Source organism: Variovorax palleresanus (genome assembly GCF_051144945.1).
GTDB lineage: Bacteria > Pseudomonadota > Gammaproteobacteria > Burkholderiales > Burkholderiaceae_C > Variovorax > Variovorax paradoxus_S.
In genome coordinates, this window is the sequence record NZ_JBJNVP010000001.1 from 607865 (window position 1) to 625282 (window position 17418).

General features: G+C 63.6%; 17 protein-coding genes. 7 read left to right on the top strand and 10 right to left on the bottom strand.

Annotation, left to right across the window (positions count from 1 at the left end):
- Positions 1-73 precede the first annotated feature (73 nt).
- On the top strand, positions 74-2266 hold the full coding sequence (locus ACJ7Z0_RS02845) for a xanthine dehydrogenase family protein molybdopterin-binding subunit (protein ID WP_434788581.1): 2193 nt from the start codon (positions 74-76) through the stop codon (positions 2264-2266).
- Between the two features lie 11 nt (positions 2267-2277).
- Positions 2278-2736, top strand: a complete 459-nt coding sequence (locus tag ACJ7Z0_RS02850; RefSeq protein WP_431120785.1) for a (2Fe-2S)-binding protein — start codon at positions 2278-2280, stop codon at positions 2734-2736.
- Here ACJ7Z0_RS02850 and ACJ7Z0_RS02855 read toward each other — a convergent pair.
- The 5 genes from ACJ7Z0_RS02855 to ACJ7Z0_RS02875 all read right to left on the bottom strand — a co-directional run bounded on the left by ACJ7Z0_RS02855 (position 2733) and on the right by ACJ7Z0_RS02875 (position 8219).
- Complete coding sequence (locus tag ACJ7Z0_RS02855) at positions 2733-3908, bottom strand: PLP-dependent transferase (RefSeq protein WP_434788582.1); 1176 nt, start codon at positions 3906-3908, stop codon at positions 2733-2735. The genes ACJ7Z0_RS02850 and ACJ7Z0_RS02855 overlap by 4 nt on opposite strands.
- 132 nt (positions 3909-4040) lie before the next feature.
- Positions 4041-4982: a LysR family transcriptional regulator gene (locus ACJ7Z0_RS02860; protein WP_434788583.1), complete on the bottom strand. Its 942-nt coding sequence runs from the start codon at positions 4980-4982 to the stop codon at positions 4041-4043.
- Between the two features lie 167 nt (positions 4983-5149).
- Positions 5150-5992 (bottom strand): ABC transporter ATP-binding protein, encoded by an 843-nt coding sequence (locus tag ACJ7Z0_RS02865; protein ID WP_434788760.1) that lies wholly within the window; start codon positions 5990-5992, stop codon positions 5150-5152.
- 11 nt (positions 5993-6003) lie between these two features.
- Positions 6004-6855 (bottom strand): nitrate ABC transporter permease, encoded by an 852-nt coding sequence (ntrB, locus tag ACJ7Z0_RS02870; RefSeq protein ID WP_434788584.1) that lies wholly within the window; start codon positions 6853-6855, stop codon positions 6004-6006.
- A 2-nt stretch (positions 6856-6857) separates the two neighbouring features.
- Entirely contained in the window at positions 6858-8219 is a 1362-nt protein-coding gene (locus ACJ7Z0_RS02875) for a CmpA/NrtA family ABC transporter substrate-binding protein (RefSeq protein WP_434788585.1), read from the bottom strand.
- 45 nt (positions 8220-8264) lie between these two features.
- Between ACJ7Z0_RS02875 and ACJ7Z0_RS02880 the strand changes: the two genes are divergently transcribed.
- The 3 genes from ACJ7Z0_RS02880 (at position 8265) to ACJ7Z0_RS02890 (ending at position 10931) form a co-directional block, all read left to right on the top strand.
- A complete protein-coding gene (locus tag ACJ7Z0_RS02880) occupies positions 8265-9482 on the top strand; it encodes a carbon-nitrogen hydrolase family protein (protein WP_434788586.1) in 1218 nt (405 codons plus the stop codon).
- A complete protein-coding gene (locus ACJ7Z0_RS02885) occupies positions 9475-10527 on the top strand; it encodes a molybdopterin-dependent oxidoreductase (protein ID WP_434788587.1) in 1053 nt (350 codons plus the stop codon). Before ACJ7Z0_RS02880 ends, ACJ7Z0_RS02885 begins: the two co-directional genes overlap by 8 nt.
- A gap of 62 nt (positions 10528-10589) precedes the next feature.
- Positions 10590-10931 carry an antibiotic biosynthesis monooxygenase family protein gene (locus ACJ7Z0_RS02890; RefSeq protein WP_434788588.1) on the top strand — a complete coding sequence of 114 codons (342 nt, stop codon included), beginning with the start codon at positions 10590-10592 and terminating at the stop codon, positions 10929-10931.
- A gap of 62 nt (positions 10932-10993) precedes the next feature.
- Here ACJ7Z0_RS02890 and ACJ7Z0_RS02895 read toward each other — a convergent pair whose 3' ends face one another.
- From ACJ7Z0_RS02895 to ACJ7Z0_RS02910, 4 genes are all read right to left on the bottom strand, one after another.
- The gene (locus ACJ7Z0_RS02895; protein WP_434788589.1) at positions 10994-11497 is read right to left on the bottom strand and encodes a nuclear transport factor 2 family protein; all 504 of its coding nucleotides are present in this window, start codon (positions 11495-11497) and stop codon (positions 10994-10996) included.
- A gap of 157 nt (positions 11498-11654) precedes the next feature.
- Positions 11655-12392 (bottom strand): molybdopterin-dependent oxidoreductase, encoded by a 738-nt coding sequence (locus tag ACJ7Z0_RS02900; RefSeq protein WP_434788590.1) that lies wholly within the window; start codon positions 12390-12392, stop codon positions 11655-11657.
- Positions 12389-12991: a cytochrome b/b6 domain-containing protein gene (locus ACJ7Z0_RS02905; RefSeq protein WP_434788591.1), complete on the bottom strand. Its 603-nt coding sequence runs from the start codon at positions 12989-12991 to the stop codon at positions 12389-12391. Before ACJ7Z0_RS02905 ends, ACJ7Z0_RS02900 begins: the two co-directional genes overlap by 4 nt.
- Before the next feature lie 14 nt (positions 12992-13005).
- Entirely contained in the window at positions 13006-13638 is a 633-nt protein-coding gene (locus tag ACJ7Z0_RS02910; RefSeq protein ID WP_434788761.1) for a hypothetical protein, read from the bottom strand.
- Between the two features lie 127 nt (positions 13639-13765).
- On the opposite strand from ACJ7Z0_RS02910, the gene ACJ7Z0_RS02915 reads away from it, so the two are divergent.
- A complete protein-coding gene (locus ACJ7Z0_RS02915) occupies positions 13766-14437 on the top strand; it encodes a heavy metal response regulator transcription factor (protein ID WP_434788592.1) in 672 nt (223 codons plus the stop codon).
- A complete protein-coding gene (locus ACJ7Z0_RS02920) occupies positions 14434-15837 on the top strand; it encodes a heavy metal sensor histidine kinase (protein ID WP_434788593.1) in 1404 nt (467 codons plus the stop codon). Before ACJ7Z0_RS02915 ends, ACJ7Z0_RS02920 begins: the two co-directional genes overlap by 4 nt.
- Here the strand turns inward: ACJ7Z0_RS02920 and ACJ7Z0_RS02925 are convergent.
- On the bottom strand, positions 15778-17418 hold the full coding sequence (locus ACJ7Z0_RS02925; RefSeq protein WP_434788594.1) for a sodium:solute symporter family transporter: 1641 nt from the start codon (positions 17416-17418) through the stop codon (positions 15778-15780). The two genes, ACJ7Z0_RS02920 and ACJ7Z0_RS02925, sit on opposite strands and share 60 nt — an antisense overlap.

Here is a 17418-nt window from a genome sequence, read left to right on the forward strand (position 1 = left end):
AAACGACATTTTTGGCGCGGCGATCATGACATATTGACTCCTGTTCGCCACAACCAGAAGACAGGAGACAAGGATGGAACATCCGGAATCCGCCGCGGGCCCCGCGAGTGCACCGCATCACGATGATGAATCGCCCGGCATGCGCAGGCGCAATCTGCTGGGGTACGCGGCTTCCGCGCCCCTGCTGTCAGCCGTCGCCGGACTCGGCGGGCTGGCGGCGCCCTCGTCGGCCAATGCCGCGATACTGCCGATGACGCCACCCGACACGACCGACCAGCTCGACATCGGCGATGCAGTGACGGTCACGGCGCTGCCGACCATGCCGCTTGTCAAGATCAGCAACATCGGGAACGGCCGCGTCCGGCTGGAGCTTCCGCGCTTCGAATCGGGCCAGGGCATCGCCACCGCCGCCGCCATGATGCTGGCGGACAAGCTGGGTCTGCCGCTGAACGCGATCGAGGTCGGCTCCGCCGACGCCAGCCCCGAGCTGTTCTACAACCAGCTCACCGGAGGCTCGTCGAGCGTGCGTTCGCTGCATGCGGGCATGCCGTTGCTCGGCGGTTTGGGTGGGCAGCCCTCGGGCTCCGGGAGCGCGGTGGTCGGCCAACGCGTGACGCGGCTCGACGCGCTGGACATCGTGACCGGACGCAAGAAGTTCACGCTCGACCAGGCCGTGCCCGACGCGAAGCCCACCATGGTGTGCCGGCCACCGACCATCAACGGCCAGTTCGTTCGCATCAACAACACGACCGCGGTGATGGGCATGCCGGGCGTTCTGGGCATTGCGCCGATTCCCGCCACGAACGGCATCGTGCCCACGCCGCCCGGCGTGGCGGTGATGGCCGAAACATTCGGGCAGGCCTGGGCCGCGGTGAATGCGCTCGACGTCACCTGGAGCGCAAGCTCAGTCGCCGGCGAGTCCAATGCCAGCATCCAGCAGAAGCTGAAATCCGCGCTGCTGCCCTTCCTGCTGCCGCCGCTGGGCGCGCTGACGGTCGAGGGAGAGTTCGAGTTCGCGGCGGTCTCGCACTGCCCGATGGAAACGGAATGCGCCATCGCCGATGTGCGCGCCGACCGGGCGGAGATCTGGTCCGGCCTGCAGAGCCCCATCGTCACGCAGCAGGCGGTGGCAGCCGATCTGGGCTTGCCGCTGGACAAGGTCAAGGTGCATGCCGTGCCCTCGGGCGGCTCCTTCGGGCGCCGGCTGTTCTGGGACGCGACGCTGCAAGCGGTACAGATCTCCAAGGCGCTGGGCCGCCCCTGCCGCCTGATGTACCACCGCACCGACGACATGCGCCACGGCCGCGTGCGCCCGCCCATGTTCCATCGGGCGCGCGCGACGATGCTGCTGGGCCAGGTCATCTCTTTCGAGCAGCGCATCGCCGGCGTGCGGCTCGATACGCGCCATGGCTTCGGCGAGATGCTGGGGGCCGCGGCCATCGCGCTGCCCAATGGCTTTCCGCAGACGGTGGGCAACTTCGCCGTCGAGCAAACCATGTTCAAGACCATGGTCAGCTCGCCGTACAACTTCGGCGTCACCACCAAGCTCTTGACGCCGGTGGCGATGGACATCAACACCTGCTCCTACCGTTCGGTGCACATCCAGCCCTCGCGCCTGGTGGAAGAGATTTTGGTCGACGAGATGGCCAGGGCGTTGCGCAAGGACCCCGTGGCCTTCCGCCTCGAATACCTGCGCCTGCCGCGCGCACGGGCGGTGCTGAAGGCGGTAGCCGAGGCAGCGCAATGGGGCAAGGCCATGCCGGCGGGCTTCGCGCAGGGCGTGGGTGTGCACCAGGAATCGAAGTCCTTCACGGCCTGTATCGTCGAGATCGACGCGCGGGTGCCGACCGACCTCAAGGTGACGCGCGCCACCATCGCGATTGACGTCGGCACGCCCATCAACCCCTCGGGCATCGAGGCGCAGATGCAGGGCGGCCTGTGCGAATCGATCTCCATCGTGCTGACGGCCGGCCTGCACATCCAGAACGGCCTGCCGCTGGAAGGCAGCTACTCGCAATACCACTTTGCGCGGATGAAGAACTACCCGAAGGACGTGAAGGTCATCATCATGCCGTCCAGCAGTGGCGAGGCGATCGGCGGTCTGGGTGAAGTGGGCCTGTCGGCCAGCTCGGGCGCAATCGCCAATGCCTATGCGCGCGCCACCGGCAAGAAGCCGCGAAGTTTTCCGCTGAACTTCCCCGTCGATTTCACCCCCATCCCCCCGGGCAAGCTGCCCACGCCGGTCACCGTGCCGGTCCGCACCTGAGGAGCTCCATCATGCCCGTGCAATCTTTCAAGGTGAACGGCGGCAACGTCGACGTCGAGGCGCCTGACGATATGGCGTTGCTGTGGGTGCTGCGCGACAAGCTCGGCATCACGGGTCCGAAGTACGGCTGCGGCATCAACGTGTGCAAGGCCTGCACCTGCCATGTGGACGGCAAGGCGGTCACCGCCTGCTCGACGCGGGTGGCGGACGTGCGTGGCCGGCGGGTGACGACCATCGAAGGTCTGGCCAACGGAACCACGCTGCATCCGGTGCAGCAGGCCTGGATGAACCTCGACGTGCCGCAATGCGGCTTCTGCCAACCAGGACAGATCATGGCGGCAGTCGATCTGTTGCGGCGCACCCGCAACCCCACCGACGCCGAGATCGACGCCATCGAAAACGTGTGCCGCTGCGGCACCTACGGCCGCATCCGCGAAGCAATCAAGGCAGCTGCGGCGATGATGGGTTAGCGGGTCGCCCCGGTCAAGGCCTGCGCCAGATCTTCCCGCAGATCGTCAACGCTCTCCAGGCCGATCGAGAAGCGCAGCAGATGTCCCGCATAGCTCTGCTTGCCGCTGCGGATGCTTCCCATGTCATAGGGCATGACCAGACTCATGGGACCGCCCCACGACAGGCCAATGCCGAACAACCGAAGACGGTCACAGAAAGCATCGACTTGTGCGGGGGTACGGGACTCGTCGATGAGCACTGAAAAGAGGCCGGCGGCTGCGCTGCAGTGCGTCGCCCAGTGTTCGTGCCCCGGGCATGATTCCAGAGCGGGATGCAGGACCCTGCGGATGCCGTCCTGCCCGGCCATCCATGAGGCGAGCGCCCGAGCCGTGGCGTCGTGCAGGTCGTAGCGAGCCTTGATGGACGCCAAGCCCCGCAGCACCAGTTCTGCATCGTTGGCGCCCACGCCCATGCCCAGGTCCAGGTAGGCGACGCGGAGCTTGTCATGCAGCTTGTCGTCGTTGGTGATGATCGAGCCCATCAAGACATCGGCACCGCCTGAAGGGTACTTGGTCAGGGCGTGAACGCTGATGTCCACGCCCATCTCGAACGGCGCGAACGCGATGCCCGCCCCCCAGGTGTTGTCGAGCGCGACGATTGCACCGGCGTTCTTGGCCGTTGCCACCAGTGTGCGAAGGTCCGGAAATTCCATGGTAATCGAGCCTGGCGCCTCGACCCAGACGAGCTTGGTACGCCCGCTGAGCTTGGCCTGCAGATCGGCGACGTCCAAGGGGTCGTAGCACTGATGGGTGATGCCCATCTGCGAGAGCGTCGCGCGTGCATGGCGCAGCGAGGGCCCATAGACGTTGGTGGGCAGAAGCATCTCGTCGCCGCTCGACAGCAGGCCGAGGTTGACCGAGGCGATGGCCGCCTGCCCGCTCGGACAAAGCAGGCAGTGCCGACCGCCTTCGAGCGTACACAGGCGCTGTTCGAGCGTGTACGTCGTCGGTGTGCCGTAGAGGCCGTAGCTGTACCCGTCGCGGTGGCCGAATGCTTTGGCACGTTCGCGCACCGTTGCCACGTTCGGGAACAAGACGGTCGAGCCCTTGAACACGCCCGGCGGAACCGCCTGGTAGCCGGCCGGTGGAACGTAGCCGTGGTGGATCAGTCGGGTGCTGATGTCTTGAGACATGGCGGGAACTCTTCTGCAGGATCAGGAGCTTCAATGTATCGGAACATGGGGCGCCGCCTGTGCCGCCCCCTGGGCAAATCCGCACGTCGGGTTGCGCCGATGCGGCAAGGCGTCCTCACGTACGCATGTCGGCTAGCCGCGCGGCTGCGCATCCGCGGGGCCGTTGAGCCAGTCTTGCTTCGACTCGAAGAGCCGATGAAGGTACTCGGTGACAGCGCGGATGCGAGCCGAGTATTGGAGGTCGTGGTGCACGCTCACCCAGAGCGTTCGCGTCACGCTCGCCGTGTCTGCAAGCACCGGCACCAGGGTGTCCTCCTTCACCACGGAGAACTTGGGGAGCAGCACCAGGCCGAGCCCGGACGCTGCGGCGGCCATCTGCGCCAGCATGCTGTTGGACTGGAAGCTCATCGGAGGCCTTGCGACCAGTTCATCGAGCCAGCGGACCGCGTCGAGCTGGATCAGGTCGTCCAGGTATCCCACGAACTGGTGCTTTGGCAGATCGGCCAGACTCGCGGGCACTCCGTGGTTCTCGAGATAACTCGACGAGCCATAAAGGTACAACGCGAACGAGCCCGACGTCTCGCAGGCCAATCCCTGGCCAATCGGTTTGAAAAAGCTGACGAAGACGTCGGCTTCCCTGCGGCTCACGTTGACGATGGACGAAGACGTCACCAGTTCCACGCGCAGCTTGGGGTGCTTGCGCAGCAGCGGCTCGAGATGGCGAGCCACGAACATGGCGCCGATCCCTTCCATCATGGCAATACGCACACTGCCTGAAGGCTCCCTGTCGGTTCCGCCGAGTTCCTCTTGCAGCGACAACACTGCCCGCTCCATGTTCTCGGCCTGCAGCGCGAGGACATGTGCCAGCTCGGTGGGTTTGAGTCCGGCGCGGTGACGTTCGAAGAGTGGGCCGCCCAGGCAAAGCTCCAACTGCGAGAGTCGGCGGCTGACCGTCGAATGATCGATGTGAAGCTGCCTGGCCGCCTGGGAAAGACTCCCGGTACGGTTGATATGCAGGAACAGGCGCACATCGTCCCAATCGAGATTGGCGAGGGGTACCTTCTTGGTCGTCATGCGGCCTTCTCTTGCGTTGTCGTATGCAGTCCTGCTCCATCGGCCCAACCGGCCGGTGGTTTCTGGATAGCATTTCACATCGAGATGGGCAACACAAGGGAAAGCGCAGCCGAGCATGGCCGCTTCTCAGTCCGGGCACAGTGCCGTGGAAGATTGCCAGGGCGACCTCAGCCCGTGGGCTGCTCGACATGCGCTTGGCGCCGGTACAGGAAGTCCATCAGTGCGCGCCTGCACTCCGCATAGGTCGGATCGGTCGCCAGGCTGACGCGATCGCGCGGGCGCCCGATGGGGACGTCCAGGATCTCCCCGATCCGTGCCGCGGGACCATTGGTCATCATGACGATGCGGTCCGCAAGGAGCACCGCCTCGTCCACGTCGTGCGTGACCATGACGACGGTGCTTTCGGTTTTCTCGACGATGCCGAGCAGCTCGTCCTGCAACTTGGCGCGCGTGAGCGCGTCGAGCGCACCGAAGGGTTCGTCCATCAGCAGGACCTGCGGTTCCATCGACAGTGCCCTGGCGATACCGACGCGCTGCTTCATGCCGCCGGAGATTTCGCTGGGCTTCTTGTGCGCGGCATGCGCCAGGCCGACCATCTCGAGCGCCGCCTGGGTGCGGCGATCGACCGCGGAAGCAGACTCCGCACGAAACACGCTGCGCACGGCCATGCGCACGTTGTCGAAGCAACTGAGCCACGGCAGGAGAGAATGATTCTGGAACACCATCGCGCGCCGAGGTCCCGGCCCGCGGATGACCTCCCCGTCGCACGAGACGGTTCCTGCGGTCGGCGATGCCAGGCCCGCCAGAAGATTGAGCAGCGTGGATTTGCCGCAACCAGAATGGCCGATCAATGCAACGAACTCGCCTCTGCGGATCTCCAGGTTGATCTCGCTGAGCGCAGGAAATTCGCCTTTGGGCGTGCTGAAGGTCTGCCGCACATTGTGAACGCGCAGAAACCCGGGCGTGGCGGTCGAGGCAGTCGAAACAGTCGGGAAAGTTGGCCGCAACATGGTCTGCCCTTTCATTCGCGAAAGCTCAGCTGCTTCATCAATGCGCCCAGCAACTGGTCGAGCACCAGGCCGACAATGCCGATCATCACGATGGCGACGATGATGCTGGAGATCTGCAGGTTGTTCCATTCGTTCCAAACGAAGAAGCCGATGCCGCTCTGGCCCACCACCATTTCCGCCGCCACGATCACCAGCCAGGCGATGCCGATCGAGATGCGCATGCCCGTCAGGATCATGGGAACCGCCGCCGGAAAGACGATCTTGCGCGCGCGCTCCAAGGGCGTGAGTCCGATGACGCGGCCGACATTGGTCCAGTCCTGGCGCACGCTCGCGGTGCTGTACAGGGTGTTGATCAGGATGGGCCAGATCGAACAGATGAAGATGATGAAGATCGCCGAGGCGCCGCTGTCTTTCAGCGTGTAGAGCGCGAGCGGCATCCAGGCCATGGGCGAGACGGGCCGCAGCAGCTGGATGAAAGGATTCAGCGCCTGGCCCAGCCATGGAACCAGTCCCAGCAAGAAGCCCAAGGGAACGCCGACCAGCACGGCCAGCGCGTAGCCGCTGAAGACGCGCCTGAGCGAATCGAGCAAGTGCCAGGCAATGCCCAGGTCGTTCTCGCCGTTGCGGCGGAATGGATCCGCAAACAGTTCGCCGGCGCGCTTGAACACGTCGACGGGCGTCGGGATGGCCGAGCGCTCCACGGTTGCACCGGGGCTCTTGCCCATCAGCTTGTCGTAGTCTGAAAGCTCCGCTGGCGCGCTGCCGCCGCCGCTGGAGGCGAGTACCTGCCAGACCGTCAGCAAGAGCAAGCCGATGGCCAAGGTGGCCAGCCAGGAGCGTGAGGTCGAGATCGCGCCCTGCATGATCACGCCTTGCCCAGCGATTTCAGATAGTCGGCCGGACGATCGGAGTCGAAGCTCTTGCCCAGGATGGTTTCCTTGCGGAATCCGACTTCGGGTGCCCTGCCGCCGCGCTCTTCAATGAGGCGCTTTGCATCGGTGGCCAGCATGACTTGGCGGGCGAGACCCTTGTAGTCCAGGTCCTCCTTGATCATGTTCCATCGGCGCATCTGGGTCAGAAGCCACACCGCGCTCGAGTAATGCGGAAAGGGCTGGAAGTCGATGCGGCGCGGCAGCGTCTTCACGTTGCCGAGGCCATCGGCATACCGGCCGGTGAGGACCTGGTCCACGACCGTTTCGGGCTGATTGAGATATTGGGGCTGGGCAAGGATCTTGGCCATTCCCGCGCGATTGGCAGGCTCGGACACATGCAGGCTCGCTGCGATGATCGCGCGGTAGGCGGCCATGAAGCTGTTCGGATGGGCCTTGATCCAGGTCTCGGTTGCCGTCACCGAGCAGCAAGGGTGTTCCGGCCAGATCTCGCTCGAGACCAGGTGAATGAAACCCGCCCCTTCGTACACGGCACGCTGGCCGCCTGGCTCGCCGCCGAAGAAACCGTCGATGTTGCCCACGCGCAGGTTGGAGACGTACTCGGACGGAGGAACGACGCGGTAGGACACGTCGCGGTCCGCGTCCAGCCCTGCCGATGCCAGGTAGTGGCGCAGCTGGAGCATCTGATGGGACTGCTCGAACGGCACCGCGAACCTGAAGCCCTTCCAGTTCTTCGGGTCACGGTTGTCCTTGTGCTTCATCGCAAGGACCAGCGAGTTGCCGTTCTGGTTGAGCACCGTCATCACACGGGTGGGAATGGGAGCGCCGCCGATGCCGGCGGACATGGCCAGCGCAACGGGCATCACCTGCTGGGAGATGTCCAGTTCGCCGTTGACCATCTTGTCGCGGATCAGTGCGATTCCGGCGACTTTCTGCAGGCTCAGCTCCAGGCCCTCGCGTGGGAAGAGTCCGAGTTGCTCCGCATAGATCAGCGGCGTTGCGCAGGTGATGGGCAGGAAGCCGACAGCGAGCCGCTTTTTCTCCGGCACGCCCTTGCTGCTGCGCTCCTGCGCGACGGCGGCAAGCTGGGTCAGCGGCGTGAGCGCCGTGAGTGCGGCCAGCGCCCCTGCCCTCCCCAGCGTCTTGACGAATGCCCGCCGCAGGCCGCGCTCGGGAAAGAGGCCGTGCAGCATGCCCTGGGCCATGGCGCCGGCCAGCGCATCGTCGGCGTTCGCAGCCGTGTTCTCCGCGAGGCACTCCTCATCGTCACCGTGGGTACTGCCGCATGCGCAAGGGCCGGTGCGGGAAAGGCGAACATACTCATGTGATGGGTCCATGGGCCCTCCAGTGTGGGTTGAACGGATCAGGTCCGCGACACGTCAATGGTGAGCATGTTCCGTGCAAATAGCCGCTGGGAAATTCACAACCCGCTGTGCGCAGATGCTCCATGGACCCGTGGAGCCCGCAAAAACGCACCTCTTGTTGCGTTTTTCGAGCATCTGTGCGGCTGTACCGGCAACTATCCTGTGGGCCTCAGCAACGCACAGCGAGTACCTGACATGAGTTCATTGCCCCGGGTGAAGGTTGCCGCCGCCCACGCAGCGCCGGTGCTGCTCGATAAGACCGCCACGACCGAAAAGGCCGTGTCCATCATCAAGGAGGCCGCCCTTCATGGCGCGCAGGTGATCGCGTTCCCGGAAACCTACATTCCGGCGTTCCCGGTGTGGGCGGCCCTGTGGGCGCCGATCTACAACCACGATCTGTTCGAGGCCATGGTCGAGAACAGCGTCTACGTGCCGGGGCCCGAGGTGGCCTTGATTGCCGCGGCCGCCAAGCGCTTTGGGGTGTGCGTGTCGATGGGCATCAGTGAACGCAGCACCGTGAGCGCCGGCTGCATCTGGAACTCGAACATCCTGATCGGCGAGTCGGGTGAATTGCTCAACCATCATCGCAAGCTGGTGCCGACCTTCTACGAGAAGCTGGTCTGGGCGGCAGGCGACGGACAGGGACTTCGCGTCGCCGAGACCCGCTTCGGACGCATCGGCGGGCTGATCTGCGGCGAGAACACCAACCCGCTCGCACGCTTCTCGCTCATGGCGCAGGCAGAGCAGATTCATGTCTCCAGCTGGCCGCCGATGTGGCCCACGCGCAAGCCGTCGGGCGGCGGAAACTTCGACAACGTTGCGGCAAACCGTATTCGGGCGTCCGCCCATTCGTTCGAAGCCAAGGCATTCGGAATCATCTGCGCGAGCTTCATGGACAAGGCGATGCGTGACTTTCTGGTGGATCGCGATCCGGCCGTGGCAGAAGTGGTCGACGGCACGCCGCGCGCCGCATCGATGTTCGTGGACCCTACCGGCACGCAGATCGGCGACACGCTCCAGAACGAGGAAGGAATCGCCTATGCCGAGTTCGACCTGAACAAGTGCATCGAGCCGAAGCAGTTCCACGACGTGGTGGGCTACTACAACCGATTCGACGTCTTCTCTCTGGGCGTCGAACGCCGCCGCCACGAGCCGGTCGCGTGGTCAGGGCCGTCCGATCCGCAGTTTCCGCGGCTGCTCGACGATGAGATGGCTGCCGGGGTGCTGGATGAATAGCTCCAAGTTCCTGCCACCGCTGCCCGAAGGAACTGAGCGCTCGGTCGTCATTGGCCGGTCTCCCGGATTCCATCTGAAGCCGCCACCCGCCCCTGCGGCGCTGCGCGACTTCATCACATCCGATGCGCAGCTCTTCGAGACCATCCACATGGGCGCCGTCGAAGTCGATGCCAGGCGCTGGCGGCTGCAAATGGACGGGCTCGTCCGCAGGCCTTTCTCGATCGATCTGGACGGTCTCAGGCAGCTGCCTTCTGTCACCGTCACGGCCTTCCACGAGTGCTTTGGCAGCCCCCTGGTACCCGCCGAGCTCAATCTATGGCGCGTGGGCAACGTCCGCTGGACCGGTGCGCCGCTGGCCGTGCTGCTCGAGCAAGCGCAGCTCGAGCCGGGTGCCACTCATGTCTGGTCAGACGGCCTCGACAGCGGCGAGTTCGGCGGCCGCAGCATGAATCGGTATCGCAAAGATCTGCCGATTTCGAAAGCGCTATCGCATGAGGTGCTCGTTGCTTACGAGATGAATGGCGCACCCCTGACTTGCGAGCGGGGCGGCCCGGTTCGCCTGATCGTGCCAGGCTGGTTCGGCACCAACATGACCAAGTGGCTCTGCCGGCTGTCGATCCAAGACCGGCGTGCGAACTCCCCCTTCACGACCGATTGGTACAACCGCGACAGCGAGCACGAAGGCAAAGTCATTCGAGAGCCGGTGTGGGCCGTCGAACCCAATTCGATGATCACCCATCCGGCACCCGACGACACCATCTCCACGGATGATGTGGAAGTCAAGGGCTGGGCCTGGAGCAACAACGGCATCGGTGGCGTGGCGCTCAGCGCTGATGGCGGGGCAACGTGGCAAGAGGCCGAAGTCCGGCCCCGCCGAGAATTCGAATGGCAGCAGTTCGCGGCGACGCTTCCGCTGCAGCGAACGGCCGGCCCGGTGAGCATCGTCGCGAGAGCCCAGGACGCCGATGGATCGATGCAGCCGTTGAGCGGAGAACGAAGCGCGGCCCACTCGGTCCAGATCCAGCGGGTTCTATCCGGCTCTTGAACGAAAATGTCGGAATTGATGCGCAACACCAGCGGGGCGAACTGACGAGGCCTGCACGACACATGTACACATCCACTTTCACATTCGCAACGGGCGAGTTCGACGACGAGTTCCATGCCTTGGACAACGTCATTGCACAGCTCGCCAAATCCATTCCCGGCTACCTTGGCGAAGAAAGCTGGGAGAACCCTGCAACAGGGCTCGTCTCCAACGTGTACTACTGGAAGACGATGGAGGCGCTCCAGGAGCTCATCGGGCACCCTGCACACATCGCTGCAAAGCAGCGCCAGGCGCTTTGGCTCAAGGGTTACCAGGTGGTCATTGCACAGGTTGTCCGCTGCTATGGTGATGGCGGCATTCCGCACCCGCTCGCCGATGGCGCCGCGGCCTCACACAGCGGCTGACCCGGCAACACCGGGGCGATCAAAACACTTGACCGGCAGCTGCGGTCTTTTCTTTGCAGTGATCAGGGTTTCAGCGGCTTCACGGCACCGTCCCAGTGCGCGACGATTTTGCCGTTCTCGAGGCGGAACATGTCGAACCAGGTCGTCGTGTACTTTCGCGTTGCGTCCTGCGGTTCGGGGTACTCGCGCACGAAGCTCAATATCACCGTGTCGCGCTCGGCGACGATCGAGACCAGCGGGGCCTTGATGCGAGCCTCTACCGGCAGAGGCGTCGGAGTCCGTCGCGAGATGAATCCCACCATGGCCGCACGGCCGGTGGGCACGTTGGGGTTGTGCTGGATGTAGGACTCGGCAACATACTTGTCCGCCTGCGCCACCTGTCCCGCCTCGAAGACCTCACGCCAGAAGTCGTAGACCAGGCGCTTGTTGGCGCGCAGCACCGGATCAGCGCTCGCGAGAAGCGCCTCCTGGTCGGCGGCCGGTTGAACCGGAACCTGTGCTGCCGCGGCGAGGGGCAAGATGGCTGCAAGCGCAAAAAGGATATGTGCGAACAGAGGGTTCTTCATGGATCAAGGCAGTTGTTGAGGGACGCTGGACTGCAGCAGACGATCAGCGCGGCCTTTGTGCTCGCCGATGAAGAGATCCTGAACACGTCTCAAAAAGCCCTCCGGACATCGCGTGACTTGTACTGGCGGGCGGCGGCCCCGCCACGAGTTTCCGATGTCATATTCCGCTGAACCAGTTGTATCCCTGGTCTTCCCAATAGCCCCCCGGATTCGTGTTCGAAACGAAGATCGCGGCGACGTGCTTCGCGCTCTTGAATCCGAGCTTGGTCGGAACACTCAGCCGCAGAGGGAAGCCGTTGGACGTTGGCAGCGCTTCGTTGCCAAAGTCGAGCGCAAGCAACGTCTGCGGGTGCAGCGCGCTGGCCATGTCGAGGCTCGAGTGATAGCGGTCAGCACATTTGAAGCCGACGAAGCGCGCCGTCGTGTCCGCGCCGATGCGCTGCAGGAATGTCTTGAGCGGCACGCCGCGCCAGTCGCCGATTGCACTCCAGCCCTCGATACAAATATGGCGCGTGATCTGCCGCGCTTGCGGCAGCGTGCGCAGGCGCTCGACGGTCCACGCTGTCTTGTCGGCGACGAGTCCCGAGACTTCAAGCCGCCAACTCGACACGTCAACTTGGGGCGCGTCGAACTCTGGGTAGAACGCGTTGAACGGGAACGGCTTCGTGACCTGGCTTGCCTCATAGGTCGGCGCGAGGCGGCTGCCGCTGAAGAGACGGGCCTGCACGCGGTCGTTCCAGCGCGACAGCGCCCACAGGACCTTGTCGACCTGGTCGTTGTCCTGCAGGTTGCAGCCGGACAGCATCGAGAGCGCGCCAACCGACAGCGACGAACGCAGCAGCAGCCGTCGCTCGAGGTTCACGATCTGCGTCTTGTGATCGGAGAGCTTGATCATGATGCGGTACGGTGAGAGGCCCGCGCACGTCCGATGACCATCGGCAGCAGCGTGCGCGGCACGAGGAGGACGAGCAGCAGATGGATCGCGATGAAGCCAACGATGCCGGCCATTGCCGCGAAGTGCACCTTTCGCGCGAAATCGAAGCCACCAAAAAGGCCGACCAGCCATACCAGCTGCACAGGCTTCCAGATCGCCAGCCCCGATGCGACGACGAGCACGCCAAGCAGCAGCACGATGACATAGGCGAAGCGCTGCACCACGTTGTAGCGGCCGACTTCATGCGGGAGCCGCAACGTCAGCGCACGTCCGGTGTCGCGCAGCAACTCGCTGGCGCGAATCGGAAAAAACTCGCGACGGAAGTGACCGCTGGCGATGCCGTACAGCGAATACAGCAGGCCGTTCGCGACAAGCAGCCACATCGCCGCAAGGTGCCACGCAATGGCGCCACCGAGCCAACCGCCAAGCGTTGCCCAGGCGGGAAACTGGAATGGCAGGATCGGCGACGCGTTGTAGATTGTCCAACCGCTCATCAGCATGCAGGTCATCGCGAACGCATTGATCCAATGGGCGGCGCGCACCGCCAGCGGATGAATCATCGTGCTCTTCATCTTCACATCGGCGGCGTCACGCCGTCCTTGCCTGCGGAGATGAAGTTTGCAGACAGGCTTGAATCGGCTTCCTTTTTCGCGAACAGCACGACCTTGGTGCCGACCGTGAGCAATGAGCGGTCGCCGGGTTCGAGGTTGACGATCGGCACGTCATCCGGCACGACGATCTTCTTCTCGCCGCCCTTGTACTTGAGGATCAGCGTGCGGCCGTTGGTCGCGACCAGGTCACCCACCGTGCCGTTGGTCATGGTGCTCTTGGGCGCGAGGTCCCAGGCACGGTGGCCATCGCCGGTGCCCGCCATCGCGGGCGGGAATACATGCACCTCAAGCGCTTTCAGCGAACCGTCGGGCAGCGGAGTCGCCGCCGTTCCGATGTAGCTGCCGGGTTTGATGTCGGTCAACTTGGCGAGCGTCACCGCGCGAACCTGAGTGTCCTTGTTGATCTTGATGCTCAGGTCTTCGCCGCGGTTGGTATGGACCTTGATCGCATCCTCGCTGACGGCGGTGATCGCGCCGCGCACACCGACCGGCGGCGGCGTCTGGGCGTGCACGGCGCAGCTGGCGCCAAGCAGGCCGGCGCTCATCAAGGTCGGGAGGGCGAGGGTCCGAAGGAGTTTTCCGAATCTGATGTTCATGAATGAGCCGTAGAGGATGAAGACAGGCCACTCTAGGGATCGCCCATGCTCATGGGCATGACATTCGGATGACAAAAAAGTCATGAACCGACGCCGCACCGCGAGAGAGAATGGCAAACACAATCCCATGAGCATCCTTGTTATCGAAGACGACCCGAAGACGGGCGACTACCTGAAAAAGGGCCTGAAGGAAAGCGGCTACGCCGTGGACCTTGCGCGCACCGGAACGGATGGGCTTCACATGGCGCTTGAACACGCCTACGACCTCGTCGTGCTTGACGTGATGCTGCCCGGCATCGACGGCTGGCAGATCATGCAGGCCTTGCGCGACAAGCGGGACCTGCCTGTGCTCTTCCTCACCGCGCGCGACCGCCTGGACGACCGCATCCGCGGCCTGGAACTCGGCGCCGACGACTATCTCGTCAAGCCCTTCTCGTTCACCGAACTCGTATTGCGTATCCGCACGCTGCTGCGTCGGGGCATCGTGCGAGAAGCCGAGTTCTACGAATTCGCCGATCTGAAGGTTGACGTGCTGCGCCGCAAGGTCACTCGCGAAGGCAAGGAGATTGCGCTGACGAACAAGGAGTTCCTTCTGCTGCAACTGCTGATCAAGCGGCAGGGCGAGGCGCTCTCGCGCACGCTGATCGCCTCCGAAGTGTGGGACATGAACTTCGACAGCGACACCAATGTCGTCGACGTCGCGATCAAGCGCCTTCGCGCGAAGATCGATCAGCCGTTCGAGAAAAAGTTGATCCACACGGTGCGCAGCATCGGCTATTCGTTCGGCGACGCGCCATGAGATGGCTGCCGCGATCGCTGGCAGTGCGCGCCACCTTGCTGCTTGCCCTGATCACGTGCGCGGTCACCGGCATGCTCGGCGCCTACTTTTTTTATTCCGCGCGATCGGCAATCACCGAGCAGCTGGACACGCGGCTGATCGGTCGCGTCGAGCACTTCCGCCGCCTGGTGGGCAACGTGCAGACGATCGCTGACCTGCACGAGCGGCCGTCGCTGTTCACGGCCATGCTCGGTGCCGAGAGCGATGTGCTGCTGCTGCGCCGCCCCGGCGAGGCGCCTTTCATCGACGTCAACCCCCGCGGTTTTCCGGTGCCCGGCGCTCTGGCTCCGGTCGCGGTCGATCGCGATCTGGCGATCGGCAACGTGCTAAAAGTTCCGATGGCGGATGGCGTGCCGATGCATTGGGTTGCGGCGCTCGCGCGTTCGGGCCGCGATGGCAATATGGTGGAGGTGGTGGCCGGCCACCCGCTGACCAACGAGGTCAAGATGATTCGCGCCAACCGAGATCGCGTAATCCTCAGCGCCATCATCGCGATGCTCGCTTCGACCATTCTTGCGTATCTGGTGCTTCGGCACGGCCTGAGGCCGCTGCACCGAGTTGCCGGCAAGGCGGCCTTGATCAATCCGATCAATCTCGCTGTACGGCTGCCAGAGCATGACGCGCCGCTCGAAGTGCAGCATATGGTCGTCGCGTTCAACGCCATGCTTGACCGCATTGCCACCGGCTATGAGCGTCTTTCACAATTCTCTGCCGACCTCGCGCACGAGATCCGCACCCCCGTCGGCGCGCTGATCGGACAGACGCAGGTCGCGCTGCAACGGGCTCGCAGCGCCGATGAGTACCAGCAGCTTCTTGAATCGAACCTCGAAGAGCTGAACCGATTGCGCCAGATTGCGGAGAACATCCTGTTCCTCGCGCAAGCCGACCATGCATCGCTGACGATCGAGCGAGCCCCGATTGCGCTGCACGCCGAGCTAGAGAAGATCGCCGAATACTTCGAAGGCCCGGCCGATGAGAGCGGGCTTCGATTCGAAGTGCAAGCCAGCGGTATGGCCTTCGTCAATGCCGCGTTGTGCCGGCGCGCGGTCAACAACCTCGTCGTGAATGCAGTGCGCCACGGCACACGGGGGACGACCGTGCGGCTGATCGGTGCGCAAGACGGCGACGTGGCAACGATAGCTGTCGAGAACGAAGGGGTGCCGATCCCGCCCGAACAGCTTGGACGCCTGTTCGACCGCTTCTACCGAGGTGACGCTGCACGCAGCTATACCGAATCCAACGGCCTCGGGCTCGCGATCGTCAAGGCGATCGTGGCGTTGCACGGCGGCGATGTGTGCGCTTCATGCCCCGCGCCCGGCTTGATTCGGTTCGAGTTGCGCTTTCCCGCGATGAGGGAGTGAGTGCCGCAGGTCCCCTGGGGTCGTCTCCTTCCGTGCCCAGTATCGGCTGGCAATCACGCAGACCAGAAAGGCAAGAGGAACAGTGACCAAGGCAGGCGGATCTATCGGGAAAACGGGGCTCGCGTGTCCAAGCACCTTGACCCAGATCGCCGGGCCAAGCACCGTAAGCACCAGGGAGGACAACAGACCCACGCTTCCCCCAACCACCGCGCCGGTGGCTGTGAGGCGGTTCCAGTAAATCGCAAGAACCAGCACCGGAAATGTCGACGAGCAGGCGATCGAGAACGCCAAGCTGATCATGTAGGCAACGTTCTGCCCCTTGAACGCAATGCCGAGCGCAATCGCAAAAAGACCCAATGCGATCGTGGCCACACGAACGATCCGGATTTCATCCCGAGCGCCGGCCATCTTGTGTCGAAACAGCGCGCCATAGATGTCGTGACTGATCGCCGAAGCACCAGATAGGGTTAGGCCAGCAACAACCGCCAGGATGGTGGCGAACGCGACGGCAGAAACCAGCCCGAACATGATCTCGCCGCCAAGGATATGAGACAGATGCAGTGCGGCCGTATTGCTGCCGCCGATCAGCAAGCCTTTCGCGTCCATATATTCCGGATGCGTGCGAAGCAAGGCAAGCGCGCCGAATCCGATGATGAAAATCATTGCATAGAAGCAGTTCATGAAGATGGTTGCCCAGAGAACCGAAGTGCGCGCAGCCTTGGCATCGGGCACGGTGAAGAAGCGCATGAGCACATGAGGCAGGCCTGCGGTACCAAGCATCAGTGCAATACCGAGCGAAAGCCCCGACAGCGGATCCTTGGCAAACGAGGTCGGCGTGAGGATTGCGTCCTTTCCTGGGTGCACCTCGACCGCCTTGCGCAGCAATGCGCCCATGCTGAAGCCAAACTGTTTCCACACCAGGAACGTGATTGCCGCTCCAACGCCGAGCATCAACACGGCCTTGATGATCTGAACCCACGTCGTGGCCATCATTCCACCAAAGACGACGTAAAGCACCATCAACACACCGACCAGCACGATGGCAAGGTTGTAGTCGATGCCGAAGAGCAGTTGAATCAGTTGCCCGGCGCCGACCATCTGGGCGATGAGGTAGAACGCGACAATGATCAGTGATGCGCATGCGGAGAATACCCGTATGGCACTGCCATTGAGCCTTGAACAAACGACGTCGGTGAAGGTGAATTTTCCCAGCTGGCGCAGCTTTCCCGCCATCAGGAACACAACGATCGGCAAGCCCGTCGTGTAACCGATGGCGTAGATGAGGCCGTCGAACCCGCTCGAGAAGACCAGCGCGGTCAAACCGAGAAATGCGCCAGCCGACAAGGCATCGCCGGTGATCGCCAATCCGTTCTGGAATCCCGAGATGCGTCCTCCCGCCGCGTAGAAGTCGCTGGTCGACGACGTACGCCGTGCTGCCCACCATGTGATGGCGAGCGTGATCGAAATGACGACGAGGAAAAGAAACACAGAGGTTGCGGAGGGAGAGCCAATGGCCCCTCCCGCCGCCAACGCATGGGTCGCCGTAGCGGAAGCTGCGAATGCAGCAATCAATTTCTTCAT

Bases quoted from the DNA above. Each gene is read 5' to 3' on its own strand.
- ACJ7Z0_RS02845 (WP_434788581.1), top strand. From the start codon at position 74: ATGGAACATCCGGAATCCGCCGCGGGCCCCGCGAGTGCACCGCATCAC.
- ACJ7Z0_RS02850 (WP_431120785.1), top strand. From the start codon at position 2,278: ATGCCCGTGCAATCTTTCAAGGTGAACGGCGGCAACGTCGACGTCGAG.
- ACJ7Z0_RS02855 (WP_434788582.1), bottom strand. From the start codon at position 3,908: ATGTCTCAAGACATCAGCACCCGACTGATCCACCACGGCTACGTTCCA.
- ACJ7Z0_RS02860 (WP_434788583.1), bottom strand. From the start codon at position 4,982: ATGACGACCAAGAAGGTACCCCTCGCCAATCTCGATTGGGACGATGTG.
- ACJ7Z0_RS02865 (WP_434788760.1), bottom strand. From the start codon at position 5,992: ATGTTGCGGCCAACTTTCCCGACTGTTTCGACTGCCTCGACCGCCACG.
- ntrB (WP_434788584.1), bottom strand. From the start codon at position 6,855: ATGCAGGGCGCGATCTCGACCTCACGCTCCTGGCTGGCCACCTTGGCC.
- ACJ7Z0_RS02875 (WP_434788585.1), bottom strand. From the start codon at position 8,219: ATGGACCCATCACATGAGTATGTTCGCCTTTCCCGCACCGGCCCTTGC.
- ACJ7Z0_RS02880 (WP_434788586.1), top strand. From the start codon at position 8,265: ATGGTGAGCATGTTCCGTGCAAATAGCCGCTGGGAAATTCACAACCCG.
- ACJ7Z0_RS02885 (WP_434788587.1), top strand. From the start codon at position 9,475: ATGAATAGCTCCAAGTTCCTGCCACCGCTGCCCGAAGGAACTGAGCGC.
- ACJ7Z0_RS02890 (WP_434788588.1), top strand. From the start codon at position 10,590: ATGTACACATCCACTTTCACATTCGCAACGGGCGAGTTCGACGACGAG.
- ACJ7Z0_RS02895 (WP_434788589.1), bottom strand. From the start codon at position 11,497: ATGAAGAACCCTCTGTTCGCACATATCCTTTTTGCGCTTGCAGCCATC.
- ACJ7Z0_RS02900 (WP_434788590.1), bottom strand. From the start codon at position 12,392: ATGATCAAGCTCTCCGATCACAAGACGCAGATCGTGAACCTCGAGCGA.
- ACJ7Z0_RS02905 (WP_434788591.1), bottom strand. From the start codon at position 12,991: ATGATTCATCCGCTGGCGGTGCGCGCCGCCCATTGGATCAATGCGTTC.
- ACJ7Z0_RS02910 (WP_434788761.1), bottom strand. From the start codon at position 13,638: ATGAACATCAGATTCGGAAAACTCCTTCGGACCCTCGCCCTCCCGACC.
- ACJ7Z0_RS02915 (WP_434788592.1), top strand. From the start codon at position 13,766: ATGAGCATCCTTGTTATCGAAGACGACCCGAAGACGGGCGACTACCTG.
- ACJ7Z0_RS02920 (WP_434788593.1), top strand. From the start codon at position 14,434: ATGAGATGGCTGCCGCGATCGCTGGCAGTGCGCGCCACCTTGCTGCTT.
- ACJ7Z0_RS02925 (WP_434788594.1), bottom strand. From the start codon at position 17,418: ATGAAGAAATTGATTGCTGCATTCGCAGCTTCCGCTACGGCGACCCAT.